This window comes from Thalassobacillus devorans, assembly GCF_011761345.1.
GTDB lineage: Bacteria > Bacillota > Bacilli > Bacillales > Halobacillaceae > Thalassobacillus > Thalassobacillus devorans.
Window position 1 is genome coordinate 1,098,063 of sequence record NZ_JAASRY010000001.1, and the last position, 22,990, is coordinate 1,121,052.

At 39.3% G+C, this 22,990-nt stretch carries 19 protein-coding genes; all 19 read left to right on the top strand.

Annotated elements, in window-relative coordinates:
- Positions 1-37 precede the first annotated feature (37 nt).
- The 19 genes from FHS45_RS05445 (at position 38) to FHS45_RS20440 (ending at position 22,972) form a co-directional block, all read left to right on the top strand.
- A complete protein-coding gene (locus tag FHS45_RS05445) occupies positions 38-2,680 on the top strand; it encodes a glycoside hydrolase family 38 N-terminal domain-containing protein (RefSeq protein ID WP_062445929.1) in 2,643 nt (880 codons plus the stop codon).
- Positions 2,681-2,740: 60 nt separating this feature from the next.
- Entirely contained in the window at positions 2,741-4,693 is a 1,953-nt protein-coding gene (locus FHS45_RS05450) for a BglG family transcription antiterminator (RefSeq protein ID WP_166761364.1), read from the top strand.
- Positions 4,694-4,719: 26 nt separating this feature from the next.
- Complete coding sequence (locus tag FHS45_RS05455) at positions 4,720-5,868, top strand: glycerate kinase (protein WP_062445931.1); 1,149 nt, start codon at positions 4,720-4,722, stop codon at positions 5,866-5,868.
- Positions 5,869-5,879: 11 nt separating this feature from the next.
- Positions 5,880-6,737, top strand: coding sequence for a carbon-nitrogen hydrolase family protein (locus FHS45_RS05460; RefSeq protein ID WP_229717872.1), 858 nt, complete (start codon positions 5,880-5,882; stop codon positions 6,735-6,737).
- A gap of 394 nt (positions 6,738-7,131) precedes the next feature.
- On the top strand, positions 7,132-7,794 hold the full coding sequence (locus FHS45_RS05465) for an RraA family protein (RefSeq protein WP_208416260.1): 663 nt from the start codon (positions 7,132-7,134) through the stop codon (positions 7,792-7,794).
- A 13-nt stretch (positions 7,795-7,807) separates the two neighbouring features.
- On the top strand, positions 7,808-8,587 hold the full coding sequence (locus tag FHS45_RS05470; RefSeq protein ID WP_062445933.1) for an IclR family transcriptional regulator: 780 nt from the start codon (positions 7,808-7,810) through the stop codon (positions 8,585-8,587).
- 11 nt (positions 8,588-8,598) lie between these two features.
- Positions 8,599-9,819, top strand: coding sequence for an ABC transporter substrate-binding protein (locus tag FHS45_RS05475; protein ID WP_062445934.1), 1,221 nt, complete (start codon positions 8,599-8,601; stop codon positions 9,817-9,819).
- A gap of 71 nt (positions 9,820-9,890) precedes the next feature.
- A complete protein-coding gene (locus FHS45_RS05480; protein WP_062445935.1) occupies positions 9,891-10,772 on the top strand; it encodes a carbohydrate ABC transporter permease in 882 nt (293 codons plus the stop codon).
- Entirely contained in the window at positions 10,769-11,584 is an 816-nt protein-coding gene (locus FHS45_RS05485; protein ID WP_062445936.1) for a carbohydrate ABC transporter permease, read from the top strand. Before FHS45_RS05480 ends, FHS45_RS05485 begins: the two co-directional genes overlap by 4 nt.
- 24 nt (positions 11,585-11,608) lie before the next feature.
- Complete coding sequence (locus FHS45_RS05490) at positions 11,609-12,739, top strand: Gfo/Idh/MocA family protein (protein WP_062445937.1); 1,131 nt, start codon at positions 11,609-11,611, stop codon at positions 12,737-12,739.
- A complete protein-coding gene (locus FHS45_RS05495; protein WP_166761365.1) occupies positions 12,736-13,497 on the top strand; it encodes an SDR family NAD(P)-dependent oxidoreductase in 762 nt (253 codons plus the stop codon). The genes FHS45_RS05490 and FHS45_RS05495 overlap by 4 nt, the downstream gene beginning before the upstream one ends.
- 39 nt (positions 13,498-13,536) lie before the next feature.
- A complete protein-coding gene (locus FHS45_RS05500; RefSeq protein WP_062445939.1) occupies positions 13,537-15,258 on the top strand; it encodes an IlvD/Edd family dehydratase in 1,722 nt (573 codons plus the stop codon).
- Positions 15,255-16,094, top strand: a complete 840-nt coding sequence (locus FHS45_RS05505; RefSeq protein WP_062445940.1) for an amidohydrolase family protein — start codon at positions 15,255-15,257, stop codon at positions 16,092-16,094. The genes FHS45_RS05500 and FHS45_RS05505 overlap by 4 nt, the downstream gene beginning before the upstream one ends.
- 31 nt (positions 16,095-16,125) lie before the next feature.
- Positions 16,126-16,899 (top strand): SDR family NAD(P)-dependent oxidoreductase, encoded by a 774-nt coding sequence (locus FHS45_RS05510; RefSeq protein WP_062445941.1) that lies wholly within the window; start codon positions 16,126-16,128, stop codon positions 16,897-16,899.
- Between the two features lie 37 nt (positions 16,900-16,936).
- On the top strand, positions 16,937-17,818 hold the full coding sequence (locus tag FHS45_RS05515) for a fumarylacetoacetate hydrolase family protein (protein WP_062445942.1): 882 nt from the start codon (positions 16,937-16,939) through the stop codon (positions 17,816-17,818).
- Between the two features lie 760 nt (positions 17,819-18,578).
- Complete coding sequence (locus FHS45_RS05520) at positions 18,579-19,163, top strand: TetR/AcrR family transcriptional regulator (protein WP_082412056.1); 585 nt, start codon at positions 18,579-18,581, stop codon at positions 19,161-19,163.
- 12 nt (positions 19,164-19,175) lie between these two features.
- Positions 19,176-20,780, top strand: coding sequence for a class I adenylate-forming enzyme family protein (locus FHS45_RS05525; protein WP_062445943.1), 1,605 nt, complete (start codon positions 19,176-19,178; stop codon positions 20,778-20,780).
- Positions 20,758-21,966 carry an acyl-CoA dehydrogenase family protein gene (locus tag FHS45_RS05530; protein WP_148350123.1) on the top strand — a complete coding sequence of 403 codons (1,209 nt, stop codon included), beginning with the start codon at positions 20,758-20,760 and terminating at the stop codon, positions 21,964-21,966. Before FHS45_RS05525 ends, FHS45_RS05530 begins: the two co-directional genes overlap by 23 nt.
- Before the next feature lie 25 nt (positions 21,967-21,991).
- Positions 21,992-22,972 (top strand): NADPH:quinone oxidoreductase family protein, encoded by a 981-nt coding sequence (locus FHS45_RS20440; RefSeq protein WP_166761366.1) that lies wholly within the window; start codon positions 21,992-21,994, stop codon positions 22,970-22,972.
- Positions 22,973-22,990: the final 18 nt, after the last annotated feature.

A 22,990-nucleotide genomic window follows, 5' to 3' on the forward strand; every position in this document is an offset into this window, starting at 1 on the left:
TTGTTTTATATATTGTTTAAGTATCGGAGGCATTCAAATGAATTTTCATCTTATTTCTCACACGCATTGGGATCGGGAATGGCATCAAACTTATCAGCAATATCGGGTGAAGCTTGTACGTTTTATGGACGAACTTATTCAATTGCTGGAAGGCAGCCCGGAATATTCCTCTTTCATGTTGGACGGACAAACGATTGTGTTGGAAGATTATCTAGAAATAAAACCTGAAAAGAGAGAGGCAATTGTAAAGCTTGTCCAAAAGGGTCAATTACTAGTAGGACCTTGGTATATTCAGCCAGATGAATTCATTCCAAGTGGTGAATCCCTTATCAGAAACTTATTAATTGGACAACAAATCGCGGATGAATTCGGTCAGGCTATGAAGATAGGCTATCTGCCTGATTCTTTTGGGCAGTCCGCCCAAATTCCTCAAGTGTTAAATGGTTTTGGTATTAATTATGCCCTGTTCTGGCGTGGAATTACAGAGGAAGAAACTGCGAACACCGATTTTTGGTGGGAAGGTCTTGATGGTTCCAAAGTATTAACCACACACCTTCCATTAGGATATGGAAATGGAAGGGATATTTCTACCGACCATAAGCAGAATGTAAAAGTAATTGAACAGAATTTAAGTGATTTAAAAGATAAGGTAACATCTGAAAACATGTTAGTCATGTGTGGTTTTGATCAAAGAACAGCAATAAAAGAGCTGCCTGAAATCGTGGCACAATTGAACGAATATTACTCCAGCCAGGAAAGCGATCATGCCATCAAGCTTAGTCAGCTTAAAGAATACTTTGATTCCGTGGAAAAAGAAGCAGAAAAACTGGAAACCATAAGGGGAGAATTTAGAAAAGGGAAAAATATGCGTGTACATGTCAGCATTGCATCGACCCGGCTGGATTTAAAAAGAGAAAACTACGACGTACAAAATTTATACGAGAACTATCTGGAACCCCTAAACGCCATGTCTTTTCTAGTTGGTAACAGCTATGACAATGCTTTGATCAACCAAGGCTGGAAGTATACTCTTCAGAATCATGCTCACGATTCAATTTGTAATGTCTGTACAGATGCAACTCATAAGGAAATGGAAATGAGATATCTATTTGCAAAACAAATAGGAGAAACCATCCAAAATGATACAATAACCGATTTGTTAACCAATGTTGACTTTGATTTTACTAAAGGTTCGCCTATTATTGTGTTTAACACCTTAGCACACAAAAGAAAAAATGTAGTGGATACTACCATTCAGCTAAACTACAAGAACTTTACAATTGTCGACTCTAATGGAAATTCCATTCCGTATCAAATTGTTGAAACAAAGCAAGAAAACCTCAATGATAAACAGATTGAGATTGGAGTCAAAAACGAAGATCAGTATGTATGGACTACTAGAATTAAATTCTTGGCTGAATTAGAGGGGTTAGGATACAAAACCTTCTATATTAATGAAACAACCCCAAATCAACAAGAAACGCAGTATGTTTATGAAGATAAAGTGTTTTCAAATGACTTTTTCCAAGTGGAAATTCAACCAAATGGTGCATTAAGGGTGAAAGATCATTCAACCAATAAGGTATATGACAATTTAAACATTTTAGAAGAAAGCGGAAATGCTGGGGATGAATATGATTTTTCTCCACCCAAAGAAGATAAGGTTATCACCACTCATCATTCTATTCCTGAAGTTTCAGTGGTACAAAATGGACCTATTTTTGCGACTGTGAAAGTTACCCACACATTAAACGTACCCATTGATACAAATGTTGATCAGCGGTCGAAAGAAAAGAGAGAGATAACAATTGAATCATTGATAACCGTTCATCGGCATGAAGATCGGATAGATATTAAAACTTTGGTTGATAATACAGTTAAAAACCACAGAGTGCGTGCACTTTTTGAGTCTGGGTTACAGACGGGAAACCATGTGGCAGAACAGCAGTTCGGAATGATTCGCCGCGACAATTACCTCCCACAAGTCGATTACTGGGACAAAGATAAATGGGAAGAAAAATATTATCCTATTTATCCACAGCAAAAATACGTAGACATTTCAGATAGTGAAAAGGGGATTTCTTTTCTAAATAAAGGGCTTCCTCAATATGAAATATTGAACGGGGACGAGCCAACAGTTGCCTTAACCTTACTAGCTGGAACAGATTACATGGGGAAACAAGATTTATTGGATCGTCTTGGAAGAAGGTCAGGTCTCCATGTGGAGACACCAGATAGCAGTCTGTTAGGAGAATATGAGATGGAATATGCTATTGTTCCTCATGCTGGTGATGAATTAGATGCGCAGGTTGGAAGAAAGGCCGATGAATATACAACCCCAATGAAGGCTGTACAAGTGAATGGTCAGTCAGAATCTCAAGCAACATATAAAGAAAATGAGGTATTTTTCCAGGTAGATCATCCACATGTTGCACTGAGTGCGGTCAAGAAATGTGAATATGATGATAGCATTATTGTAAGAATTTATAACACAACAACTCGGGAAATACCTGCTGTTAAAACATTTGTTAACGCTAAATTTTTCGATAATGTAACAATGGTGGATTTGAACGAAAAACCGCTTACTAAAGAAGATAACAGGGTTCAATATAAAGATGGTAGACTTAATATCAATAATATAGCTAGTAATGAAATAATCAGTTTTAAGCTAAGCAAATAACTTTTCACTCAAAGTTTGTATCAGAAGGGAGGGATTGTATTGGTATGCTTAAATAATCGTTTGAAAGAAATAATAAAAGAATTATTAGCAAATGATACACCTGTTACCAGCGAGTATATGTCCAGGTTTTTAGGGGTGACTTCCCGTACGGTTAGGAACGATATCTCTTCTATCAATCAAGAATTAAAAAAGATTGGTGTGCAAATTGGCGCACAGCGCGGGGTAGGGTATTTCATCGATCCAAAACCAGATAATGAAATTAAAGTATTAATTGAAGAATTATTTCAATTAACAAGCAATACTGAAAATGAATTGCCTGTTTTACCTGAAGAGAGAGTATTGTATATATTAAAAAGCATCATTATGGCAGATGACTTTGTTACGATTGAAGAATTAGCTAGTGAACTGTTTGTAAGCAAATCAACAATAGATAATGACTTAAAACAAGTAGAGAAGTTATTAAGTAAATTTGATCTCTCTCTATTCAAAAAGCCTAATTATGGAATTAAATTAATGGGCAATGAAATGAATATTCGTTTTTGTTTATCCGCTTATTTATCAGATTATAAAAGTGAGCAACTGCAGGAAATTGAGAATAGTTACGACATTACAGAAGATATAGAAATTGATTTAATTAAGGCGGTCACCAAGAAACACATTAAACAATTACCATTTAACATTGCGGAATTGCCACTTAATAACCTGATCATGCATATAGCGATTGGAATTAAAAGAATTAAAAAAGGTAAAAGCATTGAGTCGGGCACCATTGAACTAGGAGAAATTAAAAATCAAAAAGAATATTTTGTCGCTTCACATATTGTTACATCTTTAGAGGAAGCATTTTTTATAAAAATACCAGAACAGGAAATAGCCTACATTGCTATTCATCTGCTAGGTGCTAAACGTTTTCAGAATGGGCGCCTTTCTCAAGATGATTTAATTGAATTAATCGGGGAGAGCACGTATCAATTAATCGAAGAGATTTTAACTGAAATTAAGCGGGTATACCGTATCGAACTAGCTAAAGACGAAGAACTGACATATGGTTTGGGGTTACATTTGAAATCAGCTTTGAATCGAGTGAAATATAATATGAACCTCCGAAATCCTATGTTAAAAGAAATTAAGAGTAGTTATCCCTTCGCATTTGAACTTGCGATAGTTGCTTCCGATATTATACAAAATAAGATTGATGTAACGATCAACGAAGACGAAATAGCTTATATCGCCGTTCATTTAGCGGCTGCAATTGAACGAATAAAGAATATGAAGAAACGCGAAGTTAAAAGGGTGGCTGTGGTGTGTTCATCAGGAATGGGGACAGCTAAATTACTCGCCGCAAATATTGAGAGTAAGTTCCCCGGTATTACAATAGTCGGAACTTACCCCTCATTATCTTTGAAAGATATTAAAAAAGAGGATGTTGATCTGATACTGAGTACTGTGCCGGTAAGTGAAGAAAGCTCCATACCTACCCTTCAAATCAATGCTATGTTATCTAATCGTGATATTGATAAAGTGAAAGATTACATCTCTAGGGAATATTTGAATGAGAATAAAAGTAAAACAAATGAAAAGCTGCAAAATTTATTCAGTGAAGATTTATTTTTTGCAGAAATCAATAAGACAGAACCAGTGGACATTATCAAGTCGATGGCAAACACCTTAAATATAAAAGGATATGTTAATGATCATTATCTTGATTCTGTACTCGAACGAGAAAAAGTTTCACCAACATCAATTGGCAATTTAGTAGCGATACCGCACCCTATAGAAACAAATGCTCTTGAATCATGCATTGCAATCGGACTATTAAAAAAGCAGGTGAAATGGGGAGAGCAACCGGTACAATTAGTACTTCTTCTCGCCCTCAATGAAAAAGATAAAGAAGAATTCAGTCCTCTCTTCACTAATCTATGGAATTTAGTTCAAGATAAACAATTAGTTGCCGATGTATGTAAAACATCCACCTTCCCTGAATTCATGGATAAAATAGAAAGATTTAAATAATTGGAAACAGTAAGTGGGGTTAATATATGAAAATAGTTATCGCTCCAGATTCATTCAAGGAATGCCTGCCTGCGTATGCAGTTGGGGAAAGTATAAAAAAGGGCTTTTTGACACAAATGCCGGAAGCGGATATAGAAGTTTTCCCAATGGCGGATGGAGGAGAGGGCACGCTCGAATCCCTTATTTATGCGACAAAGGGCAAAAAGGTCGAAATGGAAACTAGCGACCCATTAGGTAATCATATAACTACACACTATGGAATATTAGGTGATAACAAAACCGTTGTCATTGAGATGGCACAAGTAGCCGGATTACAGATTGTCACGGATAAAAATATAAATAAAGCGTCAACTTTTGGTGTAGGTGAGCTTATCAAAGATGCCATAGATAAAGGGCATCGAAAATTCATTATTGGCCTCGGAGGGAGTGCTACTAATGATGGAGGAGCAGGGATGCTCCATGCGCTAGGTGGTAAATTTTTTGATGCAGAAGGGGAGCAGGTACCTGTAGGTGGAGGATATGTTAAACAGATTGCAACTGTTGACCTTTCGGAAATTCACCCATTAATTTATGACTGTGAAATAATCATCGCGAGTGACGTAGAAAATGAATTATGTGGTCCCCACGGAGCAACGTATGTATTCGGTCCGCAAAAGGGAGCTAAAGAAGAAGAACTGGCTGAACTAGACAAAGGCATACATCATTATGCCAACTTAATTGAAAATGCCAGTGGTAAAAAACTTCAAAAAATACCAGGGGCAGGAGCAGCAGGTGGATTGGGGTTCGGGCTATTGGTGTTAGGAGCTGAAATTAGGTCAGGAGCAAGAATTGTTGCTGAAGCTATGAATCTGGAAAAGTGCCTTCAGACCGCTGATTGGGTTATTACCGGAGAAGGAAAAAGTGATTCTCAATCTTTGTATGGAAAAGTTCCGGTTTACGTGGCTTCTATAGCAAAAAAATATAGGGCTAAAACGATTTTGCTTTCAGGAGCGTTAGGTAAAGACTATCAACAACTTTATGATTATTTTACAAGCTGTCATTCTATTACACGGGGTCCAATAAGTTTGGTAGATTCAATGAAAAATGCAGAAAAGTTACTTTATGATTCCGCTTATAATATTGCAAGACTCATTAGTTTGTCCCCCAAAAATGATATCAACAAAGGGAGGTTATGACTTTGGGGAATGTGGCCATCGGACAAATCACACCAGTAACTGGGCAAAAAAACAAAAACCTAGTAAAAATGAAACAACATATAATCCAAGCCTCCCAAAAACATGTTGGGTTGGTGGTGTTTCCAGAGCTTGCTTTAACTGGTTACAACTGTGGAGATGATTTCTTTGAAGTAGCTGAACAAATTCCAGGAGAAGCGACTCACTTTTTCACAAAGCTAGCAGAAGAATATAACATGTATATTATTTGGGGCATGCCTGAAAAAAGTTTAAATGGGATTCTTTATAATGCAGCTGTGCTAGTTGGCCCTGAGGGTTATATTGGAAAGTGGAGAAAGAATACATTGCCTGGACATGCTACCGACAAAACCGGTCCTGGTGCTTTTCCTGACAGGAGATACTTTAAGGCAGGAGAAGGTTTGCCAGTCTTTGATACGAAAATCGGAAAGATCGGTGTCCTGATATGTTATGATATTTTCTTTCCTGAGCTTGCCCGTATGTTAACCTTACAAGGTGCAGATATTTTGGTAGGGATTTCAGGATCTCCAACCTTTGAAAAAGAAATCTTTGAACCCATTATTAAAGTAAGGGCAATGGAAAATACAGTGAATATTGTATATACAAACTTAGTTGGTATAGAGGGGGAAACTGAATATTGGGGAGGAGGTTGCATCATAGGAGCTGGGGAAAAAGATACAAAGGTTCCAGGAAGCCCCCTTGTATGTAAGGCTCCTTATGATGAGGAAGGAATTACGATAGGAAAACTTGATGTTCAAGAATATAATAAAATCCGTCCTTATTTCCCTGTATTAAGAGATCTAACAACGAGGATGTATGAACAATTAGGCGAACTTCATAGAAAGATTACGTGAACAGCTCTGGGTTATGAGATAATAACTTGAAATCTATAAAGAAAAAAGGAGCAAAAAACCATCATTGATTTGATGGTTTTTTTGTTTCTGGGTAGTTTTGAGCGCCTGCAAATATTTTAATCTTTGCCTACTATATAGAATCAAAATTATCGTACTTCTTTCACTGAAAAAAATAGTGTTATAGATAACCAGGCGATTCGAGAGCAACAAAAGGTTAGAAGGAAACTTGACTTGATCTGAGTAGTGTTTTTATGAAAAGCAACCTTGGCAAAAAAATTTTTATAAATTTTCAGAAAATATTGACTTCTATTACCGTATCCTGTAAAGTAAACTAAATTAATTCAACATACAAAATATTAGTTCAGAATACTGAACTGAAGGAGGTAATGCAATAGTGTGGGAAAATGAAAAAGAGGTATTTCAGTTAATGAAAGATAAGCTTTATGCGGCGGTGATTTGTGATACATTAGATGACTTGGATTTCAGGAACCAGGCAATGAGAGAAGACATCAGACCTTTAGATGACGACACGGTATTAGTAGGAAAAGCCAAAACGGTTTTGGCAGCGGATGTTTATCATGAACATGAAAACCCTTATGAACAAGAAATCAATGCAATTGACAGTATCGAAGAAGATGAAGTCGTTGTGGCAGGAACCAATCATTCTGTACGTAATGGACTTTGGGGAGAATTACTTTCTACTGCTTCAAAAATGCGAGGGGCCAGAGGAGCGGTTATTGACGGTCTAATTAGAGATACGAAAAAAATTCTTGAGCTTGGTTTTCCGGTTTATTGTACAGGTTTCAAGCCTGTTGACTCAAAGGGAAGAGGTGTAGTGATCGATTATGATTGCCCCGTAGAGGTCGGCGGAGTGCTGGTCCATCCGAATGACGTGGTGTTCGGGGATAGAGATGGTGTAGTAGTGATTCCTAGAGCAGTTTTTCAAGAAACTGTGGAAAAGGCGTTGGATAAGGTGAACAGCGAAAACCAAACAAGAAACGAATTACTCGATGGGAAGCTTTTGAAAGACGTTTACGAAAAATATGGGGTTTTATAAAAGGGGAGAAGGCATGTCAAGCTACAAGGTACCAGCTCTGGAAAAAACAATAGCTATCCTGAATCTTCTCGAGCAGTCCCCTGACGGTCTTACAGCTACAGAATTTTATAAAGAGCTGAAGCTTCCAAAAACATCTGTATTCTCAATTTTGAGCGTATTGGAAGAAAATGAATTTGTTAAAAAGAAAGCGAATGGCAAGTATATTCTGGGAGTAAGACTTTTTCACTTAGGCATGTCGTATTTAGAAAATCTGGATTTAGTGAAAGTCAGCAGGCCATATTTACAACAGTTAATGAGAGATACAGGTTATACCATTCATTTAGGCGTCATGGATAAAGATGAGGTCGTCTATGTCGATAAAGTGGAAGCGAATACATTTGTCCAATTTTCCACCTACCCGGGTAAACGTCTTGAGTTCCATACTTGTGGGATAGGAAAGGCGATAGCTGCTTATTATGATCGAAAAAGCTTGAATGAACTTCTGTCTAATGACTTAAAATCGTATACTCCCGCTACCATTACAAAACCTGACGAACTTCTGAAAGAGTTTGAAAAGGTAAGGAATAATGGGTTTGCGTTGGAGGATGAGGAAGGAGAACCAGGTATCAGATGTATAGGGGTTCCTATATTCGGAAAGGACGGAAACGTAATTGCTGGCATTAGTCTGACAGCTTTGACCGTACATTTAACAGACAAGTTGGTTGATGATATAGCTGGGCAAGTAATAAAAACAGGCAAAAAGATATCGAATGAATTCGGTGGGAGTTACCAGCTTGAAAAAATTAAAGGGTAGGGGGAAGACTGATGAAACACAAAGTTTTCTTTTTATTAATTTCTGTTATGTTGATGGGGATCTTAGCAGCCTGCAGCAGTGAGGAGACTTCAGGAAATAACAGCAAAGAAAGCGGGACACAATCTATTGAGCTCTGGCATTATTTTGAAGGTAACTTGAAAGATGTTCTGGAAGATAATGTAACAAAATACAATGAGTCGCAGGATAAGGTGGAAGTGAAGCTGACCTTTGTTCCTTATGGTGAACTTAATAACCAGCTTTTGATCTCAGGCACAAATGACGCTACCCCGGATCTTGTCATTACTGGAATCAATGAAGTGCAGCTGTTTGCAGAATCCGGTGTATTAGAGGATATGACAGCCAACGTAGAAGAATGGGAAAATAACGACCAGATCACAGAAGATATCATGGATATTCATAAAGTCGATGACAATGTGTATGGTCTTCCGATTAAAACGAATGCGATCGTTATGTTTTACAACAAAGACATGGTTGAGGAGCCGCCGACAACTTGGGAAGAGTTGAAGAAAACAGCAGCTGATGCAACGGATGGTAAACAGACGGGATTTTTAGCCTCGGCCCATAATTCCCAGCAGGGTACTGCTTCCTGGATTCCTTTTCTGATATCAGCCGGTGAGGATATTACGACAATCGGAAGTGATGGAGGAAAAGAGGCTCTACAGCTATGGAAAGACATGGTGGATGAAGGATCGATGTCCTCAGAAGCTGTCAATAAAACGATCATGGATGCTCAGGTAGACTTTCAGAATGGGAACACGGCAATGACACTGACCGGTCCTTGGTTCATACCTGAATTAGAGGCGAATGCCCCTGACTTGAATTGGGGAGTAGCTGAAATTCCTAAGGACGAGAAGCATGTGTCGCTTGTAGGTGGGGAAAGTATCTCGATGGGTAAAGGAGCAAATAAAGAGGCAGCCTGGGATTTTATCAGCTGGTTCCTTGAGCCGGAGAATCATTTTGAATATGCGAAAGCAACGGGTGACTTTCCAGCATTAGAGGATGCATTCAATGAACCTTATTTCCAGGATGACCCAGTGAAGCAGGTGTTTGTCAATGTTATTAAATCCTCGTCAGGCTATGGTTGGGGTGAGAATCAGGGAGATTTCAATCAAATTGTCTATACGGCCATGCAAAAAGCGTTGACAGGAGAAGCCACGGTAGAAGAGGCCGTTACAGAAGCTCAACAGAAAGTGGACCAAATCTTGCAATAAAACATTTGGAAGTTGGAGCACCCTGGAAAGCTTCACACTGGGGTGCTTCGCCATAAGGGGCTTGATTTTCAATGAAAAAAAGATTTGAAAATTATAGTTTTGTATTACCTGCAATCGTTTTTTTGATGATCTTTTTATTGTATCCATTTGCTTTTAACATTTATTTGAGTTTTCGTGATATCAACATCGGCAATCTTGTACAGGGGGATAGTCCTTTCATCGGGCTGGAAAACTATAAAACGATTCTGAGTGAGCCTTTGTTCTACAAATCATTGACCCAGACCGTGATTTTCACCTTTTTCACTCTGGTGGTGTCTACTTCAATCGGTTTCCTGTTAGCAAGCTATTTCAACAAGGCGTTCCCGGGTAATAAGTGGATGCGATCGATTATGTTGTTAGGCTGGATGACACCGATTATTATTGTCGGAACGATTTTTAAATGGATGCTTGATGGGAAGTACGGAATCGTAAATAATATGCTGGTCAACATAGGATTAATGAATTCGCCTATCAACTGGCTATCAGACATCGATACTGCATTATTTGCGGTTACTGTGACGAACATCTGGTTGAGCATCCCTTTCAGTATGATTATCCTGCTTTCCGGATTACAAGGAATCCCCACGTATGTATATGAACCGGCCACCATTGATGGGGCGAGTAGATGGCAGAAGTTTCGTTACATCACCTTGCCTTTGATGACTCCGACGATATCTATTCTATTAATATTAGGTTTGATCTACACCTTCAAGGTATTCGATGTGATTTATATCATGACAGCCGGAGGTCCAGCTAATTCGACGCAGGTGGTTTCCTATTTAGCATACGAATTATCGTTTAACCTCTTCCGTTTCGGCGAAGGAGCAGCATTATCAAACCTTGCCCTCTTCATCATCGCATTTTTCGCCATTTTGTATGTTAGAAAGGTCCAAAAGGAGAGTGTGGTACATTGAGAAAAAAATGGGCACTTTCTTTATTCGGCTTGATTATCGTAGCGGTTTATTTATTTCCAATCTACTGGATGGTAGCGACATCTTTAAAACCTACTTCTGCAATATTCAGTGATATCAATATCATACCTGCTCAAATCACCTTAGAATCCTATCAAAATATCCTGACACAAAATTATCCCTTCCTCACTTACATGAAAAATAGTTTGATTATAAGTGTCGGTGTTACTGTAGGAAACTTGTTGCTGGGAGCTCCAGCAGCTTATGCCCTGGCCAGAACTAGAATCACTGGCTATGTATGGCTCATCATGTTCATCCTGATTGTCCAGATGTTCCCGAGTAACATGCTTGCCCTGCCCCTTTACACCATCTTTTCTAAGCTGGGGTTGATTAATTCATTATTTGGGGTCATTCTTGCTGATATGACTTTGACGTTACCGTTTGTAATCTTGATTCTAAGAACTTCTTATTTAAATATACCTGTTGATTTAGAGGATGCTGCTTCTATAGATGGCTGTGGTAAATGGAGAGCTTTTTACTCTATTATTCTACCATTAGTAAGACCAGGACTGCTGACGTGTGCCGCCTTCAGTTTCATTTTATCTTGGGGTGAATTCCTTTATGCGCTGACCTTTCTGAAACAGAATGATATGTGGACAATAACGCTTGGGATGAGACAGTTCGTTGGACAGTTCGGAACAAACTGGGGAAGTATGATGGCCTTGTCGGCATTATCTTCGCTGCCTATTATCATCATCTTTATGGCTACTCAGAAATACATTGCAGGTGGGTTATCATCTGGGGCGGTTAAATAATTTTATAAAACAAGGAGGTAACCAATGAAACAACTAAAAATAGGGATTGCGGGGTTGGGTATCTCTGGCACAGGAACCAGCCGAGGAACACAAATCTATAAGGAATTTATTAAGTTTCCAGAGGTAGCTGTTACAGCAGTTATGGATCCTAATCCCGAAGCACTGGATCTATTCACGAATCAATACGATGTAGATCATGCAGTTAAATTATATGAAGAATTATTGATGAAAGATATAGATGTTGTTTTTATATCTTCACCAATGCAATTCCATGCACCTCAAGCAATTCAGGCTTTGAAAAAGAACATCCATGTTCTATCTGAAGTAACTGCGGCTCAGAGTTTAAAAGAATGTCAGGAGTTATTGATCGCTGCAAAAGAAAGTGAAGCGCAATATATGATGGCGGAGAATTATTGCTTCATCAGAGATAATGTCGCCATCAAAAATATGGTGAAAGCAGGACTGTTCGGTGAAGTTTATTTTGCTGAAGGTGAATACCTCCATAGTGTCAGGGATCTTCACTACCATGAAGGGCAACCGACATGGCGGAAAGAATACCAGGTTGGCAAGAGAGGTATGACCTATGGCACTCATTGTCTAGGACCACTTCTGGATTGGTTTGAAGAACCAATCGACCGGGTGAATTGTGTGGGTACAGGAATTCATACTTATAAGGAATATCAAACGGATGATACCACCTTACTAGAATGTAAATTGAAATCAGGGAAGTTACTCAAGCTACGCTTGGATATGGTATCAAAACGTCCGCATAATATGGCTTACTATTCGTTGCAAGGGACAAAAGGGTGTTATGAAGGACCAAAACACAAAGGAGATTATCATAAAGTATGGCTGGAAGATTTCTGTAAAGACACGGAAGAATGGCTGGATTTGTCGGAATTTTATGAAAGGTATCTGCCTGAGGAAATGGTTCATTTACCTGAGGAAGCGAAAGGTTCATTTCACTGGGGTGCTGATTATTTTATGATAAAGAGTTTCATCCATTCCATTGTAAAAGGAATTCCTGTTCCTGTAGATATCCATAAATCACTTGCGATGACAATTCCCGGTATCATTTCGGAACAATCGATTAAAGATGGAGGCAACTTCAAAAAAATTCCTGAATTAAATAAGCAAGTCGAGGAATTACAATGAGACTTGAAGGTAAGCGTGCATTAGTGACAGGCGGAGCCAGCGGTATTGGCAAAGGCATTGCCGCTCGTTTCTTAAAAGAAGGGGCTTCTGTTTTAATTGCAGATAAAAATAGCGAAGGTCTGATAAAAACCGCTGAACAGTTCAAGGGAGAAGGGCATGCCTGTGAATATATTGTGGCGGTTTTGAGTGACCGGAGGCAGCTTGACGTATTGGCTGAACATGCATGGTCGTGCTGGGGTGGTATTGATATTTTAGTCAACAATGCGGGGGTTGCTGTACGAGAGCCCTTTGTAGATATTGAAGCTGAGCGCTGGGATCAAATTATGGAAGTGAACTTGAATGCCATTTTCTTTTTAACTCAGAAAATTACCAGGAAAATGATCGATAATCGTATCAAAGGCTCGATTGTTAATATGGCCTCCAAGAACGGGGTGGCTGGCAGTTCAGCATTAGCACATTATAACACTTCCAAAGGCGGTATCATTCTACTGACCCAATCCATGGCTGTGGAATTAGCGGCTAAGGAAATCAGAGTAAATGCGCTCGCACCGGGGTTTATTGAAACACCTTTGGACCAGAAGCTGAAACAAGCGGATGATTCTTTGAATCTGACGGAACGGACCCCGATGCAAAGAGTGGGAACTGTGGAGGAAGTAGCTAACTGTGCCTTGTTTTTAGCTTCTGATGAGGCGTCCTATGTCACTGGGTCTACGCTTGTTGTCGATGGAGGACACCTGGCCAATGCCAGTGAGTTATAGCTTATATTCTATTACCTGTTTTCGAAGGATAGTGATGATATGTCTAAACTAAAAAGTGAAGATTACTTTAATGATCCAGGCTTTTGGGGGTTTATTCATCGATCATTTACAAAATCGATGGGATATACCGACCATGATCTGAAGAAACCAGTCATTGGCATATGCAATACATTCAGTGAACTGAACAAGTGTCACTCTCATTTCAATGAGCTCGCAGAGTATGTGAAACGAGGGGTTTGGCAGGCTGGTGGTTTGCCAATGGAGTTTCCTACTATTTCTTTAGGTGAGCCGTATGTAAAGCCTACCAGCATGCTGCTTCGTAATCTGATGGCAATGGATACAGAAGAAATGATGAAAGCTCATCCGATTGATGGTGTGGTCTTATTAGGAGGGTGTGATAAGACGATTCCGGCTCAATTGATGGCAGCGGCAAGTGTCAATATACCTGCAATCGTGCTGGCGGGCGGACCGATGCTCAATGGCAAGTATAAAGGGGAAGAAATTGGAGCATGCACCGACTGCTATCGTTTTAACCTGGAGCATAAAGCAGGCAACATTTCGGATACGGAAATATCAGAAATCGAGAACTCCATGTGTCGGAGTGAAGGGCATTGTATGGTAATGGGGACTGCGAGCACGATGGCTTCAATCGCAGAGGCGTTAGGCATGAGCCTTCCTGGCTGTGCAGCTATTCCAGCTCCAGATATTAGACGGAAGCATATGGCTGAAAAAACGGGGATACAAATCATGGAGGTGGTCGATAAACAAATTCTCCCCCGCGACATAATGACGGAAAAAGCTATTCATAATGCCATTAAAGTTACGATGGCCAGTGGGGGATCTACGAATGCTTTCATTCATTTGGTGGCAATTGCCGGTCGGTTAGGGATGAAATTATCGATGCAAACCTTTGATGAAATGAGTTCGTCCACCCCATTCCTACTGAATCTAAAGCCATCTGGAGAATATTTAATGGAAGAATATTTTGAGGCCGGGGGAGTGCCGGCCCTGATGAAGGAAATAGAACCCTTGTTAGACAATGATTGCATGACCGTGACCGGCAAGGCTGTTAGGGAAAATTTACGGAACGTGGAAGTGTTGGATCGCCGCGTTATTTCATCTTTTGACCAACCGTTAGGAAAGGAAGGCGGTATAGCTGTCATAGAAGGTAACCTGGCACCAAACGGGGCACTTATCAAACAATCTGCGGTGTCGGAGCAATTGAAGGAGCATAGAGGTAAAGCGATAGTTTTTGAATCGTTAGATGATATGAATAGCCGAATTGATGACCCTCAATTGGATGTTGATCAATCTAGTGTTTTAATCTTAAAAAATGTAGGTCCCAAAGGGGGACCAGGGATGCCGGAAGTTGGGCAAATACCAATTCCGAAAAAGTTATTAAAACAAGGAGTCAGGGATATGCTCAGGATTTCTGACGGCAGGATTAGTGGCACTTCCTATGGCACACTTATTGTTCACTTATCACCTGAGGCAGCGGATGGCGGACCACTGGCAATAGTAAGGGATGGTGATGAAATCAGGTTCAGCTTACAGGAAAAGAGATTGGAACTATTAGTGGAAGAAAAGGAAATGAAGGAGAGAATGTCCGAATGGAATGCGCCTGTACCGCATTATGATCGCGGTTATGGTTTGTTATTTCAGCAAACTGTCCTCCAGGCAGATGAAGGATGCGATTTTGATTTCTTACTTCCTCCAGAATTAAGGGATCAACCGGATAAGGAAGGAGAGGATGATGCGTGATTTTTGACAGCCATACACATCTTTTCGGTCCTGGTCAGGTAGGGGGGCCTGTTCTAAAGGCATTAAAGAGAGCCTGGGGCTCTGATTTCGAGATGGTCGCTGACTATAACGATCATCAGCAAAATATTCAAGGATTTTCCGGTTCGATTGTATTAGCATTTGATGCGCCTGCAACTGGAATAGTAGTCCCTAATAAGTATGTAGCCGATTATTGCAAACAGGACCCCTCTAAATTGTTTGGATTCGCAAGTATAGACCCAAATAAAGAAAACGCAGCGCTTTTATTAGAAAAGGCAATTCAAGAGCTTGGGCTCAAAGGATTGAAGCTCGGCCCGATTTATCAAAACTTTTATCCTGAGGAAAAGAAACATTACACTTTATATGAAAAAGCAGCAGAATTGAATATTCCGATATTATGGCATCAGGGGACCTCGTTTGTACCGGAAGGGTATCTGGACGCGTCACGTCCGGCGATGTTGGACCCTATAGCCCGGACATTCCCGAACTTGAAAATGGTCATAGCGCATATGGGTCATCCATGGGTAGATGAGTGTATTTCAGTCGTACGAAAAAATCCAAATGTTTATATGGATTTATCTGCGTTATTCCCACGCCCTTGGCAGTTTTATAACGCCCTGGTCAGTGCAATGGAATATGGGGTCACGCATAAGATTCTATTTGGTTCTGACTATCCGTTTTTCACTACTGACCATACCATTCAAGGCCTGAGGGATGTAAATAGATTAGTAGAAGGGACGCACATGCCGAAAGTAACGGAAGATATTATAGAATCCATTCTTCATAGAAATACTCCTGAGCTATTAGGTTTGGAATGATTTTTTCATATAAGAAAGGAAGGTGAACGGCATGAGGTTGAAAAATAAGACCGTTCTGATAACTGGAGCTGGCTCAGGAATAGGGAAATGTACAGCGCTATTGTTTGCTAAAGAAGGAGCAAATGTAGTTGTAAATGATATTAATGAAGAGAATGGAGACGGAACGGTAAAAGAAATCAAGAACCAAAACGGCACAGCAATTTTTATTAAAGCAGATGTAACCAAACCTGAAAGTGTAAGTGAGATGGTCGAAAACGCTCTTAATGAATTCGAGCAGATCGATGTATTATTTAATAATGCAGGGATCAGCGGAGTAGGAAAACTTCATGAAATTGAACCGACAGACTGGGAAAGGGTTGTGAATGTGAACATAAAAGGAGTCTATCTCCCTTCTAAATATGTCTTACCCACAATGATGGAACGGCAACAAGGTTCGATTATCAATATGTCTTCCTGTATCGCTGAAATAGGATTGGCCCAAAGAGCCTCTTACTCGGCTACTAAAGGAGCGGTCCTGGCTCTGACCAAATCGATGCAAGTCGATTATGCCAGGTATAATATTCGTGTTAATGCCCTACTGCCCGGAACAATCATGACACCGTTTGTAAAAAAATACTTAAAAGAATCCTACGAAAATCCGGAAGAAGCGATTGAAAAAATTAAATCAAGGCAATTGAGCGGCGATTTAGGTCTTCCGGAAGATGTCGCAAATGCTGCTTTATTTTTGGCTTCAGATGAGTCGAAATTTATGATGGGCTCTCCGCTATATATCGATGGGGGAGCAACTTTTGGAAAAGATGCGTAATTAATATAATTATTCACTCTGCAAAGGAGCAGTTTTTATGAAATTAATGACAATCAAAAAGAATGGCAATTACAGATTAGGAATCAAAACTGACAAAGGGATTTTAGAAGTAGAAAGTATTCTTAATAAAGATAAACAGAGCTCTTTACCTACTGAGATTATGACAGTCATTCAAAATGGAGAAGAAGCAGTTGGCTTACTTGAAACTTATGTGAAAGAAGTAGATGCATCACAGCTGCTCTATCTATCTGAAAGTGAAGTTGAATGGGGGCCATGTGTAACTGATCCTGAAAAAATCATTTGTGTGGGTCTGAATTACCGGAGGCATGCCGATGAAACGGGAGCAAGCTACCCAGAGTCTCCTATTCTGTTCAGCAAATTCAATAATACACTTACGGGCCATAACAATGATATTTTTATCCCAAAAACCACCGAGCAATTAGATTATGAAGTAGAGTTGGGGATAGTGATTGGGCGAAGAGCGAAAGATGTATCTGAAGAAGAGGCTCTTAACTATGTGTTTGGTTATTGTGCTGCCAATGATCTATCTGCACGAGATTTGCAATTCAAGACCAATCAGTGGCTGCTTGGAAAAACTTGCGACGGCTTCAGCCCGGTCGGTCCGTACCTTGTTACAACCAATGAAGTGGAGAATCCCAATAACCTTAAGCTTAAAACAGTTGTAAATGGGGAAGAGCGGCAGAACTCAAACACATCAGATATGATATTTAGCTGTAAAGAGCTAATCAGTTATATTTCTCATCATATGACATTAGAGCCTGGTGACCTTATTTTAACAGGGACACCAGAAGGAGTAATTTTAGGGGAGCCAGAGGACGAAAGGAATTATTTGAAACCAGGTGATGTAGTGACTGCTGAAATCGAAGGGGTAGGCGCTTTGACAAATAGAATGATATAAAATATTCATTTTTACATTTTATAGAGCGAAAAGCGGGTTAATAAAAATTATATAAACTTCTCTCTTTTACCATTCAGTAGAAGGTGAAATGGCTTACATAGGAAAAGGGAGAACGAAGGAACTTCCTTTGAGAAAAGTAAATTTCACAAAAAGTGAGCCTACTTTTTTCGCATGTGAACTCTTGGAAGACAGCTTTCTACTGCTTTATACGGAAGTGACTGATTTTGTGGAGTAGTATTAGAACTTTCTATTAATAAATTATAAAAATTTCCTATGTATCTATTGATAAACAAGTCCATCCTTGGGAACGTGAACAATATACCTCAGTATATTAATCAGCAAGCCCCTTGTTACCATTGGTATCAAGGGGTTATTTATTAAAATAGATATATTAGTTATCTTTGGAAGAATGCTGATGGTCCATAATTCGACCAAATTTATTTAAGGTTATGTCTGTGCAATCAATTAATGACTATTAAAATACCAAGGACAAAACAATCAAGACAGCAACAAAAATCGAGTATTTAACCATAATGGGTTATTACTGGATTTTTTTAACTTAATTTTAAACGTAAGTCAAAATTTAAACAACATTCAAAAAAATCCTTGCATAGTTTTTTGAACGTTGTTAAAATATTAATCAGTTAAGAATTTTCAGATAACTGACTTTTGTTTAAAAATTTAACACCGTTTATATTCCCTTGATTTCTGCAATGTGTTGCACGTAATGAGAAGTTATTACAAAAAATAAGGTGATGACATGAAGCTATCAGAAAGAAAAGTTTTGAGGAAAAAAGAACAGATCCTTCTTTCTGCAATTAACATAATCAATCAAAAAGGATACAGCGGTACGACAATGGAAGAAGTCGCCTCTGAGCTGTTAATGACAAAGGGTTCACTGTATTACTATTTTAAAAATAAAAGTGATCTTATGTATCAATGTCACAATTTCGTATTATCTCAAGCTACAAAAGACTTGGAAAGCATTCTAGAGGATGGGGGTCCTGTAAAAGATGTCTTAAAAAAAATGATAGAGACTCATATTACCTACGCTATTGATGAAAAGGAAACTTTTAATTTGATTATGGAGCCAAAAAGGTTTTTTAACGAAGAGCAATTGGAACTGGTATTGAAATTGAGAAACCATTATGAAGGTTTATTTGATGAAATCATCCAGCGTGGCATTGAAGTGGATGAATTTCACGCAGAGGAGCCTAAAATTGCAAGAATGATTATCCTTGGTGCAATGAACTGGGTTCAGCAATGGTATCGTCCTGAAGGTAGGCTATCAAAGGAAGACTTAATCACTTTATATAGTGATTACATATTAAAAATTCTTGAATGAAAGGAGCCGATTATGAACATTCAAGAGATTGACTTATATGGTAGACCGAACGTTAAAGTTTTCGCAGACAGGCCGGAAAATATAAACAGCATCCTTTCTAAACATCTGGATACCCATGCTGATAAGAAGGCAATAGTAACAGAAGGTCATGCTTTGTCTTATAAGCAACTGGATAAAGATTCAACAGCAATGGCCGCCTATTTACAAAAAAACTGTAACGTAGAAAAAGGTGATAGAGTTGCGACACTTATCGGCAACCGTCATCATTTCCCAATTGTACTCTTCGCTTGTATGAAGATTGGTGCAATTATGGTTCCTATTAACGTGAAATTGTCGGCAGATGAGGTTGAATATATTTTGGCTCATTCTGATATAAAAGTGATTATCAGTGAGGATAGATATTTTCACAAAATAGCAGAACTCAGACAACATACAGAGAAAATAATACCACCAGATGATCACCTCTTTATTATTGATGGAACGAATTCTTTTGAAAAATTACTCACCCATGATTATCCACTAACTAAAGTTCAAGTCGATGAGTTAGACCCCGCATTTATTCTTTATACCTCAGGAACTACAGGAAGACCTAAGGGTGCTGTATTGACCCACATCAACATTATTCACAGTTTGATAAACTATCAAGTTACTTTCCAAACACATCAAGATATGAAAACACTGATAGCCGTTCCAATGTTCCATGTGACCGGCCTTGTAGGACAACTTCTGCACCTCATTTACGTTGGGGGTACCGTCTACAGTATGGAGCGTTATCAAAATAGAAAATATATCGATTACATCTTAGAATATAAAATTAATTTTCTTTTTAACGTTCCCACGATTTTTATCATGATGTCGACAGAAGATAAGTTTTTAAATAATCAATTTGACTTTGTAACTAAGGTGGCATTCGGAGGATCGCCGATTTATCAGGAGACATTCAGCATGCTTAAGAAAGCGTTTCCAAACGCACAATTGCATAATGCATATGGCGCTACAGAGACGACATCCCCGGCTACACTCATGCCAGTAAATTACCATGAATCAAAGGTTACCTCGGTCGGGTTGGCAGTGCCAGTTGCTGATATAAAAATAGTTAGGGAAGATGGAATGAACTGCAAGCCTGGAGAAGCGGGAGAAATGCAAATAAAGGGACCGATGGTAGTCAAAGAATATTGGCGAAATCCTGAAGCTAATACAAGGAATTTCACTGATGGTTACTGGCATTCAGGTGATATAGGTTATATGGATGAAGATGGTTTTTTCTATATCAAAGATAGAAAAAAAGACATGATCAACCGTGGCGGTGAAAAGATATTTTCCATTGAGGTAGAAGATGTATTAAAAAGTCACGAACTAATTGATGAGGCGGCAGTAGTCGGAGTTCCAGATGAAGTCTTTGGGGAAAGAGTAAAAGCATTCATTGTCGGTTCAAGCATAAATGAAGCTTATATTGAGGAGATAAAACACTATTGCCACAGTCAATTAGCTAAATATAAAGTACCAGAAGTCTTTGAAATTATTGAGGAGCTACCTCGGAACTCATCAGGTAAAATTTTAAAAAATTCCTTAAAAGAAAGTGGAGGTAATGGATATGTTAAAAGAAATGTCAAATGATGCTAAACAGTTGCAAAATGAATTAGTAGAATTTATGGACAATTACATTTACCCGAATGAAATAGAGGTAGAAAAGTTTCTAGAGGAAGCCGAAAATAGATGGGTGATCCCCCCGGTAATTGAAGAATTGAAGGATAAAGCAAAAGAAAAAGGGTTATGGAACCTCTTTATCCCTAAAGAATATGAGTATAGTAAAGGCTTATCAAATTATGATTATGCCCATTTATGTGAAGTGATGGGGCGGTCATTGATTGCACCCGAAATATTCAACTGTAATGCACCTGATACAGGGAACATGGAAGTATTGATGAAATATGGAACGGACGCACAAAAGAAAAAGTGGCTAGAGCCACTAATGGAAGGGAAAATTCGGTCGGTATTTTCCATGACCGAGCCGCAAGTAGCATCTTCGGATGCAACAAATATTCAAGCCAGCATAGCTCGCGATGGTGATGAATACGTAATCAATGCCCGTAAATGGTGGTCTACCGGAGCACTGGATCCACGATGTGACATAGCAATAGTTATGGGTAAGACAGATCCAGATGCAGAACGTTATAGACAACAATCTATGATTTTAGTTCCTTTCAATACTCCTGGAGTAGAAGTGAAGCGACATTTAAATGTGTTTGGTTATGATCACGCCCCCCAAGGTCATGCGGAAATACATTATAATAACGTCCGCGTTCCTAAAGAAAATATTCTTTTAGGAGAAGGACGAGGGTTTGAAATCGCCCAGGGGCGCCTAGGACCAGGAAGAATCCATCATTGTATGCGTGCAATAGGGGCAGCAGAGCGAGCGTTAGAGCTCTTGATTAAACGAGCAAATGAACGGGAGGCATTCGGTTCTAAATTAGTCGAAAAAGATACGTTAAGACAAATGATAGCAGAGAGCCGTATCGAGATCGAACAAGCCCGATTACTCACACTACAAGCTGCAAACAAAATTGACCAGGAGGGCGCAAAAGCTGCTAGGAAAGAAATAGCTATGATCAAGGTAGCTGCACCACGAGTCTCCTTGAATGTTATTGATAGAGCAATTGAAGTCTTTGGCGGGGCGGGAGTTTCTCAAGACACTCCATTAGCTGAACATTATGCGAACGCAAGGACATTAAGAATAGTTGATGGGCCAGACCAAGTGCATTTAAGGGATATTGCAAAACTCGAAATTCGAGAACAATTATAAATTCTACAGATTGTGAGGTGGTAGCGTGAGGACTTGGGTTGTAACAGAATTAGGAGACCCGGAACACGCTCTTAATATAATAGAATCCCCAGTGGATAGTCCAGGTGAAAATGAGGTTCAAATAAAAGTAGAGGCATTCTCGTTGAACTTTTTTGATATTCTTCAGTGCCAGGGCAAATACCAGGAACGACCAGAGCTACCGTTTACACCCGGCGCTGAAATTGCTGGGACAATTACTGAGACTGGCCGAGACGTAGATTTGAAAGTTGGCGATCGTGTCCTGGCAACTCCACTTCTTCCAAATGGAGGTTTCGCGGAAAAAATTAACGTACATAAGGAAAACGTATTTCTAGTTCCTGATGAGATGTCATTCAATGAAGCAGCCGCGATGTTTATCACATACCAAACAGCTTACTATGCTTTAAAAGACAGAGCATTATTAAAAGCAGGTGAAACTGTCTTGGTTCATGCCGGATCTGGCGGGGTAGGGTCTGCAGCTATTCAGATTGCTAAGGCGATGGAAGCTAAAGTAATTGCGACAGCAGGAAGCGATGAGAAAACGGAAATTTGTAAACAACTTGGAGCAGATGTAGTGATAAATTATCGTGAAGAAGATTTTGTGAAGGTTGTGAAAGAACATAGCGACAAGGGTGGGGCTGATGTCATTTTTGATCCTGTAGGAGGCGATGTCTTACACAAATCTCGCAAGTGCATCGGTTTTGCAGGACGCCTTCTCTTAATCGGCTTTGCAGGAGGAGACATTCCCGAAGTACCGGCCAACCACCCCTTGATTAAAAATTACTCTATTGTTGGTGTGCATTTCGGCTACTTTAGAAAGCTTTTTCCTGAGTTAGTAGTAGAAGCACATCAGGATCTTATGGAACTTTACCAAAAAGGGAAAATCAAACCGTTAATATACCATGAATATACATTTAATGAGGTTATCAACGCGCTTGAGCAATTAGCGGATCGAAAAACATGGGGGAAATTGATAGTTACTCCGTAGACTTTTAAAAGAATGGGG